Source organism: uncultured Planococcus sp. (assembly GCF_947501725.1).
Classification (GTDB): Bacteria; Bacillota; Bacilli; order Bacillales_A; family Planococcaceae; genus Planococcus; species Planococcus donghaensis_C.
Map to the genome: position 1 here is coordinate 313,108 of NZ_CANMXD010000001.1, position 19,448 is coordinate 332,555.

Sequence of the window (19,448 nt, forward strand, 5' to 3'; positions counted from 1 at the left end):
CGATGAGATTTGACGAAACCTATTCAGGAAAAGTATTCATCAAAAGCCATCCGAATTATGAAGAGTCGAAAGCCGTCCTTTACGGCATGCCGATGGACTGGACAGTCAGCTACCGTCCAGGATCCCGTTTCGGCCCCAACAAAATCCGTGAAGTGTCAATCGGACTGGAAGAATACAGCCCGTATCTTGACCGCGAGCTTGAAGATGTGAAGTTTTTTGATGCCGGCGACATTCCATTGCCATTCGGCAATCCGGAAAAAAGCCTGATTGAAATTGAAACTTACGTCCACACGCTTTTAGCTGACAATAAAATCCCAATGGGCATGGGCGGCGAACATTTAGTGTCATTACCGGTCATGAAAGCGGTCGCCAGCAAATACGACGATTTGGCGATCATCCATTTTGATGCACACACCGACCTTCGTGAAAATTACGAAGGCGAAGAATATTCCCATTCGACACCGATCCGTAAAATCGCGGACCATATCGGACCGAAGAACGTCTATTCATTCGGCATCCGTTCAGGCATGAAAGAAGAATTCGAATGGGCAAAAGAACAAGGCATGCACATTTCGAAATTTGAAGTGCTGGAGCCGTTGAAAGAAGTATTGCCGACTCTTGAAGGGCGCAATGTCTATGTGACAATCGATATGGACGTGTTGGACCCTGCACATGCACCTGGCACCGGAACCGTCGACGCAGGCGGCATCACATCCCGCGAATTGCTGGCTTCGATCCACGCAATCGCAGCGTCAGGCGTCAACGTCGTCGGCTTCGACTTAGTCGAACTTGCACCTGTCTACGACCATTCCGACCAAACCGCGAACACAGCCAGCAAGCTGATGCGTGAGATGATTTTGGGTTGGATTAAGTAGAGAAAAGCGAAGGCAGCCGTTTAGCCGCGACAAGCGCAAGCGAACATCTGAATTTGAATGACACAAAACAAACCAAGCCGGTCTGGAATTTCCCAGACCGGCTTTTTCAATTTCATTTTAAATTACAGAAGCCGTAAGTCAGACGGAATGCTGGGAGAACCACAAAACCGGTCGAAGCCCTCCAAAATAGAATCTTTGATTTAAAACCGTTAAGATAATAGAGACTAATTATCTGGAAGAGGTGCTGACGATGGAACTGTATAAATGGACGGGCCATCGCGATCAGGCGGTGACGTTGATGGCGAACTTGGCAAATGCACGGCTGATTTACTTGGTGAACGGCGACGAAGCGGTTCTGCTTTATGAAACAGAAGGCGGCCCAGGATTGCAGGGGGCAGAAGCTTATGGAGTATTGAATGCCGTGGGAGATATCAACGACGGTTACTACGCAGTATTCAATAATATTCCGGTGACGGAGGAAGGCCGTGAGCTGTTTGAATCACGCTTCCAAAATCGGGCAGGGATGGTTGAAAAGGAACCCGGCTTTGCAGCAATTCGCGTATTGCGTCCGCTGAATTCGGATACCTATGCGATTCTGACGATTTGGAAAGACGAGCAATCATTCAAAGACTGGCAGGAATCACAGGCATACGGCCATGCACATGCAAAACGTGGCACGGCGGAAGGCATCGACAAACGACCGAATATTTTCCCGCGCCCTTCTTTTGTCACAACCTATACAAGGTAACCAGCTATGCTCTGCAATGAATAGGATTAAAGACCACGTAGCTTTGGCTGAGGCCAAAATATGTGGTCTTTTGTCTAATCTGCAGTTCCTGCCAATCCTTCATTGAAAAAAACAGTCGAGTCAAGCTATAATATAAAGGTTATCAAAGGACGGGGAGGCGGAGAGCCATGCAAAAGACAGTAACGATCAAACTGACGACGACGATCCGCCAGCCGGATATGGAAGAGCAAGTGATGAAGCTGGAATCCCAAGGAACCTTGACGGAGAAAAACGAGCTGCGCTATCTGCAGTATGCGGAGCAGCAGGATGAACTTGAAATCCGGACAACGGTCAAAATTCAAGACGATGAAGCGGTGATCATGAGAAGCGGCGGCCTGCAGATGCGGCTACCTTTTTTATTACATAAAGAACAAACCGGCAATCTGACCAATGAACAGGGGTCATTCATGCTGACGACAAAAGCGCACGAGCTGTCGGTCAGCGATACGCGGTTCATGGTCCGCTACGACCTTACGCTTGGCGCAGATCATGTCGGCGAATACGAAATGGAAATACAGTTTATGGAGGCTAAATGATGAATGCAGTAGAAAAAGTTCAACATGCGATTAAAACAGCGTTTAAAGAAGCAATCGAAAAAGCGGAATTGACGACCGAGCCGGTTGAAGTCCAACTCGAATCGCCGAAAGATAAAGCGAATGGCGATTACGCCACGAACATCGCCATGCAATTGACACGCTTGGCGAAAAAGCCGCCCCGCGCAATTGCCGAAGCGATTGTAGAAAACCTCGATAAAGATGCGGCAAATATCCAGACAGTTGAAATTGCCGGACCAGGCTTCATCAACATCACCATCAAAAAGGATTATTTGCAGGATGTCATCAAAACCGTGCTGGAGCAGAAAGCCGATTATGGACGTTCAACAGCAGGTGGCGGCGAACGCATCCAGGTGGAATTCGTATCAGCCAATCCCACAGGCGATCTGCACTTGGGCCATGCCCGTGGATCTTCAGTCGGCGATTCGCTGTGCAATGTATTGGACCTGGCAGGATACGAAGTATCACGCGAATATTACATTAACGATGCCGGCAATCAAATCAACAATTTGGCTTTGTCGATCGAAGCACGTTATTTTGAAGCGCTAGGCAAAGGCGACAGCATGCCGGAAGACGGCTACCGTGGACAGGACATTAAAGACATCGCGGACGCGCTAGTCCAGGAACATGGCGATAAATTCGTCAGCATGACCCACGAAGAGCGCTTTGAAGCATTCCGCCAGCACGGATTGAAAGTGGAATTGGCGAAATTGCAGCAGGATCTGGCGGACTTCCGCGTGGAATTCGACGTTTGGTATCCTGAATCATCCCTTTACAAAAATGGCAAAATTGATGATGCGTTGGCTAAACTCCGTGCCAATGGGCATGTCTTTGAAGAAGATGGGGCGACTTGGTTCCGTTCAACGACCTTTGGAGATGACAAGGACCGCGTGTTGATCAAGAATGACGGCACGTACACATATTTGATGCCTGATGTCGCTTATCATGAAGACAAATTGCAGCGCGGATTCGACAAGCTCATCAATGTCTGGGGAGCAGATCACCATGGCTATATCCCACGCATGAAAGCGGCGATCCAAGCACTTGGTTATGACCGCGACACGCTTGAAGTCAGCATCATCCAGATGGTGCAACTGTACAAAGACGGCGAAAAGATGAAGATGAGCAAACGTACCGGTAAAGCGGTGACGATGCGCGAACTGGTTGAATTGGTCGGCTTGGATGCGGTGCGTTATTTCTTCGCGATGCGTTCAGGCGATACGCATATGGACTTTGATTTGGATTTGGCCGTTTCACAGTCCAATGAAAACCCGGTCTATTACTCGCAATACGCCCATGCCCGCATCTCTTCAATTTTGCGTCAGGCAGAGGAGCAAGGTCTGTTGGCTTCAGAAGGACAGTTGAACTTATTGACTTCTGAGAAAGAAATCGATGTTCTGAAGAAAATCGGGGATTTCCCGCAAGTGATCGCCGATGCAGCGAAGCAGCGCGCGCCACATAGAGTTACGACCTATATCCATGAACTGGCATCCAATTTCCACAGTTTCTACAATGCCAATAAAGTGTTGGACGCGTCGAATCCGGAATTGACGGGCGCCCGTCTGGCATTGATCACAGCCGTGAAAACGACTTTGGCCAATGCATTGAAAACAGTCGGCGTTGCAGCTCCGGAAAAAATGTAAGAAACACACCCTCGTTTAGGTGTATAATAATAGAGAAGCAACAGAATATGATAACAATTCATAAAGGTGCTTATGTCTAAGAACATGAGTTAAAAGGGAAGCCGGTTCAATTCCGGCGCGGTCCCGCCACTGTACGTGAGAGGAATCTGCGGTATGCCACTGAAGCGATGCTTTGGGAAGGTGCAGAAACCGACGACCACAAGCCAGGAGACCTGCCTTTATGACGACACACCCAAACGCCTGCGAGGAAAGGCTGGATGCGCATGCTTTTTTATGGCGTCCTTTCCATCCCCCGCAGTTTGCTGCGGGGGATTTTGTGTTCCCAAGAAAATTTTTCAACCTTTTGTACCTGAATTGTTTAAGGAGTTATTTCTATCATTTAATAAAAATGGCTAGATAAGTTGAGCTAAAGATTTACTTTAGCCGATACTCCGCAAAACAGCTTCGCTTTCCAGCGGGCTCCCGCCCAATCCTCCTCGTCCGTTGCGCTCCCTGCGGTGTATCGGTCGAATCGCTAAGCCGCAGGAGTCTTTCGCTGTTTTGCTCCGTATCTATGAGAGCTCTCCAGAGCGGGTGCGGCTCAGGACGAGATAGAGAAATAAGGCGGGTGTTCTTCACGGCTTATTGTGGGAACCAAGGCGGGCCATAAAAATTTGGTCCACCTCTGCGACAGAGTGTGTGGAGGAGTATTGTTCTTTGCACTTCCATAGCCGCCGATATGACATATAAATGTTACTTTTTTAGTTCAACTTATATAGATAAAGCATTACAAACAAAAAAGGGGGAATTATTCATGAAGAAGATTTGGAAGTTCGGAGCAACAGCAGGATTGGCCGCGGTTTTAATGGCAGGTTGTGGAGACACGGCAACACCGGTGGAAGAAGAAGACGTGGAAACACCGGCGGAACCGCCGACAGAAGTAGCCGATGTTGAATTTCCAGTGACTATGACGGATGCAGTCGGGGAAGAAGTGGTCATTGAGGAAGAACCGGAAGCCATTGTCTCAATGGTGCCCTCGAATACGGAAATCGTCTATGAGTTAGGGGCGGGCGACAAAATGGTCGGGGTCTCGGATTTTGACAATTTCCCGGAAGAAGCAACAGAAGTCGAGAAAATCGGCGGCCAGGAATTCAATGTGGAGAAAATCATCAGCCTACAGCCGGACTTGGTGCTGGCCCATGAATCCGGACTAGGTGTCGGAGACGCAGGCTTGCAGCAGTTGCGTGATGCGGGACTCGATGTATTTGTCGTCAATAATGCGATCAGTTTTGAAGAAGTCTATGATTCCATCACCGTTATCGCGCAAGCGACCGGTACGATGGAAACAGCGGAAAGCATCGTTTCAGAAATGGAAGTACAAGTGGCGGAAATCGAAGAGCTGGCAAATACAATCGAAGAGCCGAAAACGGTCTTTTTGGAAGTTGGCAGCCAGCCGGATATCTATACGACCGGTAAAGGGACATTTATGGACGAAATGCTGACACTCATCAACGCTGAAAATGTAGCCGGCGATTTGGAAGGTTGGGTAAGCATGGATCCGGAAGCCATCGTTGCAGCTGATCCAGATGTGATCATTTCAACCGAAGGCGCTTATGTAGAAGACGCTGTCGAACAGATCAAATCACGCAGCGGCTTCGCAGAAGTGACTGCTGTTAAAGAAGATGCTGTCTACAACCTGGATTCGGATATGCTCACCCGTTCAGGCCCACGCTTATCAGAAGGGCTGATGGAAATGGCGCAAGCTGTTTACCCTGAAGTTTTCAATGACTAAGAATATACTGGCATACAGCCTCTCGCTGCTGATTTTAGCAGGAGCCGTACTGCTGGGAGTAACGGTCGGCACGGTCTCCATTTCACCGGTCGTGCTGTGGAATCCGTCAGCGGATGAAGCAGCTGCCAATATACTATGGAACATCCGCATGCCCCGTGTCATTTTAGCAGGGCTTGTCGGTGCGGCGCTGGCGATTGCCGGTGCAGCGTTTCAGGGGCTTCTGAAGAATCCACTGGCCGATCCTTACACCTTGGGAGTGTCTTCCGGTGCCTCAGTCGGCGCTGTGATGACGCTCTTTTTTGGTATTTCGATTCCGTTTCTGGGACCATTCACCTTACCGGTCATGAGCATGATCGGTGCGCTTCTGACGATGCTTGCCGTCATGAGCTTCGCCAAGCTGGTGGATCGATCCATGAAAATGGAAACGGTCATTTTGACAGGCATCATCTTCAGTTCATTTCTCGGATCGATCATTTCCCTGATGATCGCGTTGACCGGGGAAGAATTGCGCCAAATCATCGGCTGGCTGCTCGGCAGTGTGTCGATGCGGGGCTGGCCATACGTGCGGATGGCGCTGCCCTTCGTTTTGATCGGCTCTTTCGTTTTATGGCTGAAGCGCCGTGAGTTGAACGCCATGCTGTTCGGGGAAGAGCGCGCGCAGCATTTGGGTGTGGATGTCAGAAAGAGCAAAATGACGATTTTAATCGGTGGTTCGGTGCTGACGGGAGCAGCTGTTTCGGTTTCAGGAACCATCGGCTTTGTCGGCTTGGTCGTTCCGCATATGACACGGTTGCTGTGGGGTTCGGACCATCGCCACGTCTTGCCTTTATCGTTCATCAACGGAGCAGCTCTTTTGATTGTCTGTGATTTGGTATCACGAACCATCATTTCACCGACGGAATTGCCGATCGGTGTCATTACCGCCTTTATCGGAGCACCGGTATTTGCATTCATCTTTTTCCGACAACGCAAAGGAGGGGCTTAACTATGCTTGAAATAAAAGGACTGACAGGCGGCTACGGCGATAAGGATATCGTCAAAGACGTATCGTTCACTGTCGATAAAGGCTCAATTCTCGGTATTTTAGGGCCGAACGGCAGCGGCAAATCGACCCTGATGAAACTGATCAGCGGCGTGCTGCCGACAGCAAAAGGGGATGTCCGGATAGACGGTGTATCGATTGCTGATTTTCCGGCAAAGGATTTGGCCAGAAAAATGGCGGTCTTGCCTCAATTGCATGCCCACGCTTTTGCCCATACCGTCCGGGAAACGATTTCACTTGGCAGATACCCGCATCAAAGCGGCTGGTTTTCTTCCTGGTCGGAAGAAGATGAGCAGGCCGTCCTGGAAGCGATGCGCCTGATGGACATCAGCCATTACGAAAAAACTCAGATCGACCGGATGTCTGGCGGCGAACAACAGCGCGTCTTTGTGGCTCAGGCACTGGCGCAGGATGCTGGAATTCTGTTGCTGGATGAGCCGACCAACCATTTGGACATCAATCATCAGAAGGAATTACTCGACACCATCAAAAAGCAGGCCATCGAAAAAGACTTGACGATCGTCTCCATTTTTCATGATATCAACCTGGCGTCGATGTATTGCGATCAATTGCTGCTGCTGGACCGGGGACAGGTTGTCCGGATCGGTGAACCGCATGAAGTGGTTCGGGAGCAGGACATCGAAACGGTCTACCATACACGCGTCAGCAATCATCCGCATCCTGAATTGCCGAAGCCGCAGATCACTTTATTGCCTGGAATCGAACGTGAAGCCGATTTCCACACTATACGCGCTGAGGAATTTCAGATTTCCAAAGATATGGTACTTTATGAAAGCCCAATTCCGTTAAAGACGGTTTCTTCAGCGGTTGTCAACGCGGGTTCCGGATGGTTCCGTAATTTTATGAACCGCCATGTGGATGCTTTCTATAATATCAATGACAGCGTCCAGGAAATGTCCGATTTCATTGAACAGAGCGGATTGAAGACGACGGATACGGTAGGGATGATGACCGCTGTCCAGACGCAGGATGCCATCATCAAAGAATACCTTGGTCCATTCGGTTCAGTCGTGATTGCTGTTACGGCGGGTGTCGGCAACGGTGTGGATGTCTCGAAAGCCGTGGAGCGTACATTGCGCGTCGGGACCATCAACACATGGATACTGGTCAATGGTGTATTATCAGATGAAGCTTTTATCCAGGCGATGATCATCGCGACAGAAGCCAAGACAAAAGCACTCCAGCAGGAGCAGGTCAAAGATCCGTTGACGGGTACGATTGCAACGGGCACGTCTACTGACAGCTGCCTGGTGGCGGCAACGCAGCAGGGCGAGCAATTGCCTTACGCAGGGCCTATCACCGAACTTGGAAAATTGATCGGTGTCGGTGTTTTTGAATGCACCATCGAAGCGCTCAAACTCTACCGGCTGGCGAAAGCGAAAAGCATATGATTCCTCATTTGATTGCAATTGCGCTGGGATTGGCCATCGACCGCATCGTCGGTGATCCGCCGGATTGGCCGCATCCGGTTCGCTGGATCGGCACAGCAATCCGCAAGCTGACCAAACGATGGAACCACGGGCCGAACGCCTTCCGAAACGGTTTCCTGCTGCTGACGACGATTGCTGTTTCGTCCTTTTTGATCGTATACGCGATTGCTTTTCTGGCCTATTCACTGAATGTGTTCGCTGGAATTGCTGTTGAAGCATTGCTCATCGCTTCGGGCCTTGCCCAAAGGAGCCTGAAGGATGCCGCGATGGATGTCTACAACCCCCTGACGAATAAAAACATGGTGCTGGCACGAGAGAAATTGTCATGGATCGTCGGCAGGGATACAGATGGGTTAAATGAAAGCGAAATTACGAGAGGCGTCGTAGAAACGGTATCGGAAAATACCAGTGACGGGGTAACAGCTCCGTTGTTCTGGGCATTTCTTTTAGGCGCACCGGGATTATGGCTTTACAAAGCGGTCAATACGCTGGATTCGATGGTCGGCTACCGGAATGAGGAGTACGAGAAATTCGGCTTTGCCTCCGCAAAAGCGGACGATGTCCTGAACTTTATTCCGAGCCGTTTGACGGGGATGTTGATTTTATTGATGACAGAAAATAAACGATCACTGACCATGCGTCAGCGTTTTTCAGAATGGCTGCAGGATGCTCCGAAGCACCCGAGCCCGAACAGCGGCTGGCTGGAAGCGGCGACTGCCGTACAATTGGGTGTAGAACTTGGTGGATTGAACCGCTACAAGGGAATCGAGTCGGACCGTGCGCGTATGGGAAGACCGATTCATCGACTGGAAGCGCATCATATCAAGGATGCCGTCAGCCATATGCAGACGGTCACCATCGGTTTTTTCATTTTATTTGCCTTAGGAGGAATTTTGCTTGGAGTTGCCTAATCACGGAGCCAATCCGCTGCGTTTATACAAACAGGCAGGCATCAGTCCGCCACAACATATTTTGGATTTCAGTGAAAACGTCCACCCATTCGGACCGCCGGATTTTCTGGTGGAGCAATGGCCGGAAATGCTGGCCTTAACTGGTTCCTACCCGGATCCGGATGGCGAACCGTTCCGCATGGCAGCTGCAGAATACCATGGGGTCGCAGCCAATCAAGTGGCTGCAGGAAACGGCGCGGCCGAGATTTTCACTTGGCTGGCCAGAAGGTACCGTGGTCAGCAGGTGGTCTTGGTCGAACCGGCATTCTCCGAATATCGACAGTCACTTGAAGCGGAAAATGTCCGGATTAAAGAGATTCAATTGCAACCGGAAACCGGCTGGCGATTGACGGCCCAAAACGTTCAGGAAGCAATTTCAGGTTGTGCGGCTCTGTATATCTGCAACCCGCATAATCCTACAGGTACATTGCTGGATCTGGATGAACTTCAGGATATCGCGCAGATTTGCTTAGAAAATCACTGCGAACTCGTAATCGACGAGGCGTTTATCGACTTTATCGGTGAAGAGGCATCCTTTATGCCGTTTTTGAAAAGCTTTCCGAATGTCATCCTCGTTCGGTCGATGACCAAAATGTATGCGATTCCTGGACTCCGCCTTGGTTATGTGGTCAGCCAGGCCGACAAGATCGGCCAACTGAGGCAAGGGGCGGCGCATTGGAACGTCAATGCCTTATCTGCGGCTATTGGTGCCGAATGCTTGGACGAAGCGGCTTATCGCAGCAAGGTCATTGCAGCTGCAACGGAAGAACGTCGGAAGATGCAGCAGTTTTTAGCGAAAAACCAATGCCGGACAAGTGATTCTGCAGTAAATTTCCTGACTTTCCAACTGCCAAACCCCGATAGATCCGCTGCATTTTTTAGGGAGCTCCTGAAAGCAGGAGTCGTCCTGCGGCATACCGAATCGTTCCGGGGGATGGATGGCAAATGGTTCCGGATCGGCATGAAATCAACGGAAAACATGGAGATATTGCGGGAGGCGATTAAGGAATGGCTCGAGGCCAATTGATTTTTATCAGCGGAGGGGTCCGAAGCGGCAAAAGTGCTTATGCAGAGTCGATCGTCTGCGCAGCCGGAAACCGCCGGAAAATCTATTTGGCGAGCGGACAGGCTTACGATGAAGAAATGAAAGATCGCATTGAACGCCACCGGATAGACCGTCAGGAAGATGGCTGGCAGACAATCGAAAAGGCCTATCGTATGGACAGTGTTCTGGATGAACTGCAAACGGAAGACTTGGTTCTATGGGATTGTGTGACGACTTGGCTCGCCAATGAACTGTACGAAGGCTGGGAAGCAGGCAGTATGTGTGCTGAAAAGCCAGGGTGCATGGAACAGAAATGGAGTAGCCTCCAAAAGACGATTCTCGAAATGCTGGAAACCGTTGATTTATTGACAGTCGTCTCGAACGAAGTGCTGGACGACTTCGTGCGCGACGAACTGTACCAAAGCTGGCTTGGGCGCATCCATATCTGGCTCGTGCAGCAAGCAGATCAGGCTATCGAAATGGAAAATGGGCTGGCATTCAGAAGGAAGTGAAAAGATGCGCGGAATAATGATTCAAGGCACCGCTTCAGATGTCGGTAAAAGCATGATCTGTACAGCTTTTTGCCGGATACTTTCTGATGAGGGAGTGAAAGTGGCTCCTTTCAAATCACAGAACATGTCGAATAACTCCTATGTGACCGTGATGGGAGAAGAAATCGGACGCGCGCAGGGTGTTCAGGCGGAAGCTGCCCGTACAGTGGCGACTGCCGACATGAACCCGATCCTCTTAAAGCCTGAAAGCGGCATGAAATCACAAGTGGTCCTATTCGGCAAAAAATTGGAAACGATGGACGGCATGGATTACCGGTCGCAGTTTTATGAAAAAGGGCTGGCTGCAATCGATCAGGCACTGGGCAATCTGGCAAAAGATTTTACCCATTTAGTCATCGAAGGGGCTGGCAGTCCGGCCGAAGTCAATTTGAACGACCGGGAACTGGTCAATATGACAGTTGCCAAACGTGCGGATGTACCGGTGATTCTCGTTGCTGACATTGAACGCGGCGGCGTGTTTGCATCGATTGTCGGGACGCTCGCCTTGATTCCCGAACGGGAGCGGGTGAAAGGGCTGATCGTCAATAAATTCCGCGGGGATGCGCGACTTTTTGATGACGGAGTCCGTTTCTTGGAATCCTATACCGGCATTCCCGTGCTCGGTGTCATCCCCTATATGGCCAGCCATGAAATCGAACAGGAAGATTCACTCGGTGTTCAAGCGGTCCAGCGGGTATCCAGCGTAGAAGATGCGATTGAACTGGTAGTATGCCGGCATCCGTATATCTCGAATTTTACGGATATCGAACCCTTTCTGAATGAGCCGGATGTGACGATCCGCTGGGCGGAAACGGTCGAAGACATCGGACAGCCGGATATCCTTTTGCTGCCGGGCACCAAAAGTACGATTGGTGATCTGCGCTATTGGAAAGAGCAGGGGCTTAGCGCCAAACTGCAAGCCTTGAAGGAGGGTACTTGGATTGTCGGATTATGCGGAGGCTATCAGATGTTTGCCGAAACCCTATCGGATCCGGAAGGCCATGACGGTTTATCTGCAGAAAGTGAAGAAGGATTGGGTTTGGTGCCGAATATGCGTGTCCATTTTCAAGAACAGAAAGTAGTCCAAAGACAGAGCGGCACAGTGAAGTTTGCAGAAGCAATAATCAGCGTGTCCGGCTACGAGATCCATCACGGCAAAGTGTCTGGGACGGAACATCCGCTTATAAGCTGTGAACGTTCTGTCGAAGGTTATTTCCACGGCCATCTGCTGGGTACGCATCTGCATGGATTTTTCCGCGATCCCCATTGCCGCACCGCTTTTCTGGCACCTATCCGAAAGCAGAAGAACCTGCCATTGCCCACGCCTGAAAAGGTGGAGGATCCTTTTGACCACTGGGCAAAGCATGTCAGGAGTCATCTGGACTGGCAGAAAGTCGAAGAAATAATGGAGGGAAGCCGATGATTCGCCTTCTGGGAACGGGAATTCTATTGGCGTTTCAATTTTTCTCGGTGATTCCTGTGAAAAAGCAGCTGCCGATGGAAAAAGCCCCTATTACGGCTATGTATGCCATGTTGCCTTTATTGGGCCTGTTTTTTGGCAGCATGCTGACAGGGGCGGTCTGGCTGCTGCGGGAAGCAACTGACACTAGTTCGCTGTTGATCGGCTTTGTAGTTATTGTCATCAGTATCGTACTGACCGGTGGATTGCATATGGACGGACTGGCCGATACTGGAGATGCTTTTTTCTCTTATCAGGACCGGGAAAAACGACTTGAGATCATGGGCGACCCACGGATTGGTGCGTTCGGCGCCATGGTTTTGCTGCTGTCGATTGTCGGGAAAATCATTATCGTAGCAGAATCCATAGAACTTGTTTCGCTGGTGCTGGTTTTATTTGTTCCAATATTATCCAGAATCGGTTTGTTGATCCTATTCAGCTCGACGAAATCAGCGAAGCGGGGAGGTTTAGCGGCCTTCTTCCAGCAGCATGCAGACCATAGTAAACTGAAGCTCGCAGCTGTTAGTTTATTGGCTGCCAGTTTTGCCTTCCTAGCTTGGAGCACGAGTTTCGGAATAGCCTTTATATTGCTGCTGCTCCTGCTCGTTTCGCTCTGGCTATTCCGTGCCTGGTGCCTGCGGAATTTCGGTGGCGTGACCGGTGACTTGTTTGGTGCTTATGTGGAAGGAGTGGAGATTCTATTATGGATCAGCCTTTTGTTCTTCGTTTAATCCGTCATGCCCCTACGCGAGGCAATCAACAAAAACGCTATATCGGTTGGACTGACGAGTCGATCTTGCCATTTCAGGCAGAACCTGACCTGGGATTGGAAAAGGTTATCGGCAGTGACTTGAAGCGGTGCCGGCAGACGGCAGCTATGCTGTTCCCGAACGCTGTCTACCTGGCAAACCGGGATTTGCGGGAATGCCATTTCGGCGAATGGGAAATGAAAACCTATGAACAACTGAAAGAGATTCAATTGTACCGAAATTGGATTGATGAACCATGGAATATCCGGCCGCCTGGCGGTGAAAGTTTGGCAGACATGGCCGAGCGGGTCGAGCAGGGCATACGTAAGCTGCCGAATGACAGCGAAGTGACGCTGGTTCTCCATGGCGGCCCGATTCGCTACCTGATTGCCCAGGCCATGGGTGAAAGGTTTCAAGATCAAATTGCGCTGCACGGCGGCTGTCATATTTTGACCTGGCAAAGCCGCCGGGCATTCGAGGAGCGGGAATTATGCACATCGTTTTCGGTGGAGCCTTTAACGGTAAACGGCACTATGTGAAAGAACAATTGAAAAAACAGGATATCGATTGGAATGAAGGACGGTTACCTGCACCGGCAGCTGCTGAAACCATCGTTGTCATCGCCGGTTTGGAGCTGTGGGTGAAACAGCAGCTTGAACAGGGCATGTCAGAAGAACGGCTGACCGGGCAAGTGAGAAGAACAGCTAGCCATGGCCAAGCGCAGCAAATTTGGATTTTAACGGATCTGAACCGGGGCATCGTACCGACCGAACGGATCGAGCGGGAAATGCGCGATGTTATCGGACGGCTTTATCAGTTTTTATTTTCCGAAGCTGAAGAAATTACACGAATTTGGTACGGCATACCAGAAAAAATTAAAGGGGCGGATAAAGATGAAGATTTACACGAAAACAGGAGATAAAGGACAAACCAGTTTGATTGGAGCGCGTACAGATAAAGATGCGCCGCGCGTTGAGGCATACGGCACGATCGACGAAGTGAATTCGTTTATCGGCAAGGCGATGACCGAATTGGCACCGGAGACATATGCGGATCTGCTGAAGGATCTGGAAGCGATCCAAAATGAATTGTTCGATTGCGGCGGCGATTTGGCTGATGTCCGCAAGGAACCCAATTACAAAATGACGGAAGAGCCGGTGGAAGTTCTGGAGAAACGCATCGATGAATTGATGGAGGAACCGCCTTTGCTGGAACGCTTCATCTTGCCTGGAGGTTCTCCTGCAGCTGCGACGCTTCATATTGCACGCACCATTACACGCCGTGCAGAACGCCAGACAGTGACGTTGATGAGGGCAGGGGAAGATTTCCCGCCTGTAGTCCAGCGTTATTTGAACCGTCTGTCTGACTACCTGTTCGCCGCATCGCGCGTCGTCAATTCGCGTGCGAATGTGCCGGATAACGAATATGTGCGCAGCGCCAAAGTATTCAAGAATGGCGGACGCAGCAAAAAGTCGGTGGATTGAGTTGTCGGCGAGAAAATTGGCACTTGCGGCTCTATTCATCAGCTTATCCGCAATCGGAGGCATGATCAAGATTCCGCTCGGCATCGCGTCCATCGCGCTCGATTCGATGCCGGCACTAGTGGCCGTGCTGTTCTTTTCAGCGCCGCTCGCCGGAACCATTGCGGCGTTCGGCCATTTGATTTCAGCTTTGTTCGGGGGCATGCCGCTCGGGCCGTTTCATCTGATCATTGCGTTTGAAATGTGGGCAGTGGTGTGGCTGTTCGCGAAGCTGCATCAGTCCGGCAACCAATGGCTGAAATGGCCAGCATTCATCATCGGAAACGGAGTGCTTGCGGCAATCCCATTCTATTTCCTCCTGTCACCGGCATTTTTCTATGCGTCGGTGCCGGGGCTGGTGATTGCGGCTGCGATCAATGCCGGGGTTGCAGCTATGCTGATGCCTTACGTGCAGAAAGTCTATGGAGGGTCTCTGCATGCGTCATGAACTTTTGATCGACGGCTTTGTCATCACTTCAGATAATTCAGCTGCAATCGGTGAAAAGCAGCAGGATGTGGTCTACGCTCCTGATGCCATAACGGCTAAGTTTGCGGCGCGGGTTGCGCTCCTTGAGCAATGGGCGGCGGGCAGCGAACCGCAGGCCGTACTGCTGCAAAACTTCAGCGGAGCCGAACGATGGGCTGCCTATATGGACGGCATCGCCGATCTTTTCGCTGAAGCAGAAACTCCAGTGCCCCCAGTTTCAGGAAGCACAGAAACCAATATGCCGACGCTGCAATCCGGAATCGCTGTGACGATGATCGGCAAACAGCACCGGACACAGCCGCCTGCCGAATCGCTGCAGTGGCTCGTCTACGGTGTTCCGCTATTCGGGGAAGATGTTCTGGCGAAGGCTGATCAAGTCGCCAATCTCGCTACCATCAGGAAAGCTTTTGAATCGGAGCTGATTGAACGGGTCTGGCCAGTTGGATCAAAAGGCATTGCGCATGAAGTTGAATTGTTGATGGGCAAGTCAAAGGAATTTTCCACAGTACCTGACGTCGACAGCTCCGCTGGGCCGGCGACCTGCGTCCTGATCGGTGTCCTGCCGTCAAATAGAGGACGTGTTCAAGATTATTTCAAAGAACAACTTTTTCCGATCGAATTCCAATAGAGCAGAAACATCATCCATGAGTGGATGATGTTTTTTTGTCGAGGGAAAATTTATTCGAGGAGCAAAAGAACTGTAGATTTTATAATCTTGAACTGGTATCTTATGGATAGCAAATAGTCAAAAGATGAAATTTGAAAACTCTTTTAAATAGTTGTTGACTGAATGCTCATTCATATTTTAATATAGAACATAGTATCGACAAGTTGTTATCATTCACGTAGACTTTGGGTATGGAGTTTTTAGAATATACACACAAGGGGGATATCACGATGGAGCCATTGCTTATTGCCAACTGGATTTTATTCATAGCTGTAACCGCTTACGCCATCTATCTCTTCATTTATTTATTGAAGTCGAGATATGATTTTATCAAACTCGGTAAAAAAGTTGAGTTTGAAGAAAATTTCAACGAGCGATTGCGCAAAGTTATGGTCAATGTTTTTGGACAAAAGAAATTAATGAAAGATAAGAAGAGCGGAACGATTCACGTCATGTTCTTCTACGGTTTCCTGCTGGTTCAGGCGAGCGCCATTGATTTCATCATCAAAGGCCTATCTCCGGATTCACATTTGCCGCTTGGTCCGCTATACCCGGCCTTCACTTTCTTCCAGGAAATCGTGACGTTGACGATTTTGGTTGCAGTGGTCTGGGCATTCTATAGACGCTATATCGAAAAGTTGGTTCGCTTGAAGCGCGGATGGAAATCGGGGCTTGTCCTTATTTTTATCGGTGGACTGATGGTGACCGTGCTGATCGGCAACGGAATGAACATGATCTGGCACGGCCACGAAGGTGCATGGACAGAACCCGTTGCTTCACTTGTGGCGGCTGCCTTCTCTTGGTTGCCTCAAGCTGCAACTGTAACGATTTTCTACGTTATGTGGTGGGCGCATCTATTGTTCCTGCTGACGTTCCTGGTTTATGTTCCACAATCCAAGCACGCTCACTTGATCTTCGGACCGGTCAACACCTGGTTCCACCGAGTTGATCATGTCGGACGCTTGAAGCCGATCAACTTTGAAGAAATGGAAGATGAAGAAGATCCGGATGCCATGCCTTCATTCGGTGTCGGAAAAATCACCGACTTCACTCAGGCGCAAATGATTGATTTTTACGCCTGCGTAGAATGCGGACGCTGTACGAATATGTGTCCGGCAACCGGGACAGGAAAAATGCTGTCTCCGATGGACCTTATTACAAAACTCCGTGACAACCTGACAAATACAGGTGCGGTCATGACACAGAAAAAACCATGGGTGCCGGCAATGGCATTCAGCAATACACAAGGAAACCAATTGGCGATGGCTGCCGGTGCTGAAGGAATCAGCATCGACGAACTATACAGCCCGAGCTTGATCGGAGACGTCATCACAGAAGAAGAAATCTGGGCATGTACGACTTGCCGTAACTGTGAAGACCAATGTCCGGTTATGAACGAACACGTCGACAAAATCATCGACCTTCGCCGTTACCTGGTAATGACGGAAGGGAAAATGGACAAAGATGCTCAGCGCGCGATGACAAACATCGAAAAGCAGGGGAATCCTTGGGGACTTAACCGCAAAGAAAAAGAAAACTGGAGAGATGCACGTCCAGATATCTCGATTCCGACGGTTAAAGAAATGAACAAAGCCGGAGAAGAATTCGAATTCCTTTTCTGGGTTGGATCGATGGGTTCATTCGACAGCCGTTCACAAAAGATCGCTTTGTCATTTGCCCGTCTAATGAATGAAGCCGGTGTGAAATTCGCGATTCTCGGCAATAAAGAAAAGAACTCTGGAGATACGCCGCGCCGCCTCGGAAACGAATTCCTGTTCCAGGAACTGGCGACAGGCAATATCAAAGAATTTGAAAAAGCGGAAGTCAAGAAAATCGTCACGATTGACCCACACGCTTACAATATTTTCAAAAACGAATACCCGGATTTCGGCTTTAAAGCTGAAGTTTACCATCATACCGAAATGCTGTTCGAACTGGTCCAGGATGGCCGTTTGAAACCGCAATTCCCGGTGAACGAACGAATCACGTTCCACGATTCCTGTTACCTCGGCCGCTACAACGATGTCTATGACGCACCGCGTGAGATATTGAAAGCGATCGAAGGCGTGGAATTGGTTGAAATGGTCCGTAACCGACAAGACGGCATGTGTTGTGGAGCCGGCGGCGGAATGATGTGGATGGAAGAAGACGCAGGCCATCGCGTCAACGTGGCCCGAACTGAACAGGCACTTGAAGTCAGCCCGACGATGATTTCCTCCGGCTGTCCATACTGCCTGACGATGCTGTCAGATGGAACGAAAGCCAAAGAAGTAGAAGACGAGGTTGGCACATACGATGTGGCTGAGCTGTTGGAAATGGCCGTTCTCGGAAACGAAACACCGGAACCGGAAGCGATTGTCCAGTAAACATCCACAAGAACGCTTCAATAATTAATAATTGCTTAATGACAGAAAATTGAGTAGAATAACAGCATAAGCTAAAAAAAGGAAGGGAGTGAATGCTCCCTTTTCTTTTGGAATTAAACCGAGCGAGCGTTCAGTCAATTTTATGAACTGAATGAAATTCAACTTATAAAATTTGTGATGAAGCTAGCGAAGCGATGCAGGAGCAATGTTTTTAACTATTTCTGATTCTAGAATAGTTAAATGTCTGAGTGGGACAAGCCGATTAAAAGTTTCCAATTATATTTTTTTACCACAGTTGAAACCGTTTACACGAAAACAAAAGGGGAGGAAAATAATCATGGCAAAAACAGTCATCATCGATGGGGCACGCACAGCATTCGGGAAATTCGGAGGAAACTTGAGCACATTGACGGCAAGTGAACTCGGGGCAGAAGCGATCAAAGCGGCAATGAGCCGTTCAGATATCCAGCCGGAAGATGTCCAGGAAGTCATCATGGGCAACGTACTGCAAGCCGGGCAAGGGCAGATCCCTTCACGCCAGGCAGCAAAAAAAGCTGGTATTCCTTACAACGTTAAATCTGAAACGATCAATAAAGTGTGTGCATCTGGTATGCGCAGCATCACATTGGCAGACCAAATCATCCGTTTGGGTGACGAAGAAGTCATCGTTGCAGGCGGCATGGAGTCCATGTCCAATGCACCTTATTATCTTCCGAAAGCGCGTTGGGGCCTTCGCATGGGGGATGCTCAGGTCGTTGATGGCATGGTCCATGACGGTTTATCCTGCTCATTCCATCCGGACAAAGTCCATATGGGGACTTACGGGAACTCGACTGCAGAAGATTTCAACCTGACGCGTGAAGCGCAGGATGAGTGGTCCGCCCGTTCACATGAACGCGCCATCAAAGCGAAGGATCTGTTTTCTGAAGAAATCGTCGCCATCGACATTCCGCAGCGCAAAGGGGATCCGATTACAGTTGATGTAGATGAAGCACCACGCGCCAATTCTACCATCGATGCATTGGCGAAACTGAAGCCGGCATTCGGCAAAGACGGAACAATCACTGCAGGGAACGCGCCCGGCATCAATGATGGGGCGGTGGCACTTGTATTGATGAGTGAAGAACGTGCACAGAATGAAGGGAAAAACGTCTTGGCGCATATTTTGTCCCACACCGAAGTGGCGATCGAGCCGCACCGTTTCCCGGAAACACCTGGTATCGTCATCAATGAATTACTGAAGAAAACCGGTAAATCGCTGGATGATATCGATCTGTTTGAGATCAACGAGGCATTCGCGGCTGTTGCGCTGGCGAGTTCGAAAATCGCTGGTTTGGACGCTGAAAAAGTCAATGTCAATGGTGGATCAGTTGCACTCGGTCATCCGATCGGGGCAAGCGGTGCACGCATCATCCTGACATTAGCCTACGAGTTGAAACGCCGCGGAGGCGGCATCGGCATTGCAGCCATCTGTTCAGGCGGCGGTCAAGGCGACGCGATCATGATTGAAGTTCCTAAGGAGGCAAAATAA

General features: G+C 49.8%; 19 protein-coding genes and 1 riboswitch. All 19 genes read left to right on the forward strand.

What is annotated here, in order from left to right; translation table 11 throughout:
* The first annotated feature begins 2 nt into the window (after nt 1–2).
* The 19 genes from speB (at nt 3) to Q0785_RS01670 (ending at nt 19,448) form a co-directional block, all read left to right on the forward strand.
* A complete protein-coding gene (gene speB / locus Q0785_RS01580; RefSeq protein ID WP_298824294.1) occupies nt 3–875 on the forward strand; it encodes an agmatinase in 873 nt (290 codons plus the stop codon).
* Between the two features lie 250 nt (nt 876–1,125).
* Nucleotides 1,126–1,623, forward strand: coding sequence for an antibiotic biosynthesis monooxygenase (locus Q0785_RS01585; RefSeq protein WP_223640159.1), 498 nt, complete (start codon nt 1,126–1,128; stop codon nt 1,621–1,623).
* 167 nt (nt 1,624–1,790) lie between these two features.
* Entirely contained in the window at nt 1,791–2,198 is a 408-nt protein-coding gene (locus Q0785_RS01590) for a DUF1934 domain-containing protein (protein WP_298824299.1), read from the forward strand.
* Nucleotides 2,198–3,859: an arginine--tRNA ligase gene (gene argS / locus Q0785_RS01595; RefSeq protein WP_298824302.1), complete on the forward strand. Its 1,662-nt coding sequence runs from the start codon at nt 2,198–2,200 to the stop codon at nt 3,857–3,859. Before Q0785_RS01590 ends, argS begins: the two co-directional genes overlap by 1 nt.
* Nucleotides 3,860–3,906: 47 nt before the next feature.
* Nucleotides 3,907–4,094: riboswitch (cobalamin riboswitch) on the forward strand.
* Between the two features lie 558 nt (nt 4,095–4,652).
* A complete protein-coding gene (locus Q0785_RS01600; protein WP_298824304.1) occupies nt 4,653–5,630 on the forward strand; it encodes an ABC transporter substrate-binding protein in 978 nt (325 codons plus the stop codon).
* The gene (locus Q0785_RS01605) at nt 5,623–6,615 is read left to right on the forward strand and encodes an iron ABC transporter permease (RefSeq protein WP_298824305.1); all 993 of its coding nucleotides are present in this window, start codon (nt 5,623–5,625) and stop codon (nt 6,613–6,615) included. Before Q0785_RS01600 ends, Q0785_RS01605 begins: the two co-directional genes overlap by 8 nt.
* Nucleotides 6,616–6,617: 2 nt before the next feature.
* Complete coding sequence (locus tag Q0785_RS01610) at nt 6,618–8,084, forward strand: adenosylcobinamide amidohydrolase (protein WP_298824306.1); 1,467 nt, start codon at nt 6,618–6,620, stop codon at nt 8,082–8,084.
* Entirely contained in the window at nt 8,081–9,034 is a 954-nt protein-coding gene (gene cbiB / locus Q0785_RS01615; RefSeq protein ID WP_298824308.1) for an adenosylcobinamide-phosphate synthase CbiB, read from the forward strand. Before Q0785_RS01610 ends, cbiB begins: the two co-directional genes overlap by 4 nt.
* Nucleotides 9,021–10,100, forward strand: coding sequence for a histidinol-phosphate transaminase (locus tag Q0785_RS01620; protein WP_298824310.1), 1,080 nt, complete (start codon nt 9,021–9,023; stop codon nt 10,098–10,100). Before cbiB ends, Q0785_RS01620 begins: the two co-directional genes overlap by 14 nt.
* A complete protein-coding gene (locus Q0785_RS01625; protein ID WP_298824312.1) occupies nt 10,082–10,630 on the forward strand; it encodes a bifunctional adenosylcobinamide kinase/adenosylcobinamide-phosphate guanylyltransferase in 549 nt (182 codons plus the stop codon). The genes Q0785_RS01620 and Q0785_RS01625 overlap by 19 nt, the downstream gene beginning before the upstream one ends.
* Nucleotides 10,631–10,634: 4 nt before the next feature.
* On the forward strand, nt 10,635–12,092 hold the full coding sequence (locus tag Q0785_RS01630) for a cobyric acid synthase (protein ID WP_298824314.1): 1,458 nt from the start codon (nt 10,635–10,637) through the stop codon (nt 12,090–12,092).
* Nucleotides 12,089–12,859: an adenosylcobinamide-GDP ribazoletransferase gene (cobS, locus tag Q0785_RS01635; RefSeq protein ID WP_298824317.1), complete on the forward strand. Its 771-nt coding sequence runs from the start codon at nt 12,089–12,091 to the stop codon at nt 12,857–12,859. Before Q0785_RS01630 ends, cobS begins: the two co-directional genes overlap by 4 nt.
* Entirely contained in the window at nt 12,832–13,416 is a 585-nt protein-coding gene (locus tag Q0785_RS01640) for a histidine phosphatase family protein (protein ID WP_298824320.1), read from the forward strand. The genes cobS and Q0785_RS01640 overlap by 28 nt, the downstream gene beginning before the upstream one ends.
* Nucleotides 13,368–13,799, forward strand: a complete 432-nt coding sequence (locus Q0785_RS01645) for a bifunctional adenosylcobinamide kinase/adenosylcobinamide-phosphate guanylyltransferase (protein WP_298824322.1) — start codon at nt 13,368–13,370, stop codon at nt 13,797–13,799. The genes Q0785_RS01640 and Q0785_RS01645 overlap by 49 nt, the downstream gene beginning before the upstream one ends.
* Nucleotides 13,771–14,361 carry a cob(I)yrinic acid a,c-diamide adenosyltransferase gene (locus Q0785_RS01650; protein ID WP_298824325.1) on the forward strand — a complete coding sequence of 197 codons (591 nt, stop codon included), beginning with the start codon at nt 13,771–13,773 and terminating at the stop codon, nt 14,359–14,361. The genes Q0785_RS01645 and Q0785_RS01650 overlap by 29 nt, the downstream gene beginning before the upstream one ends.
* A 1-nt stretch (nt 14,362) precedes the next feature.
* Nucleotides 14,363–14,845 (forward strand): ECF transporter S component, encoded by a 483-nt coding sequence (locus Q0785_RS01655; RefSeq protein WP_298824328.1) that lies wholly within the window; start codon nt 14,363–14,365, stop codon nt 14,843–14,845.
* A complete protein-coding gene (locus Q0785_RS01660; RefSeq protein WP_298824331.1) occupies nt 14,835–15,512 on the forward strand; it encodes an alpha-ribazole-5-phosphate synthase in 678 nt (225 codons plus the stop codon). Before Q0785_RS01655 ends, Q0785_RS01660 begins: the two co-directional genes overlap by 11 nt.
* Before the next feature lie 269 nt (nt 15,513–15,781).
* The gene (locus tag Q0785_RS01665) at nt 15,782–17,917 is read left to right on the forward strand and encodes a (Fe-S)-binding protein (RefSeq protein ID WP_298824334.1); all 2,136 of its coding nucleotides are present in this window, start codon (nt 15,782–15,784) and stop codon (nt 17,915–17,917) included.
* A gap of 337 nt (nt 17,918–18,254) precedes the next feature.
* Entirely contained in the window at nt 18,255–19,448 is a 1,194-nt protein-coding gene (locus Q0785_RS01670) for an acetyl-CoA C-acetyltransferase (protein WP_298824337.1), read from the forward strand.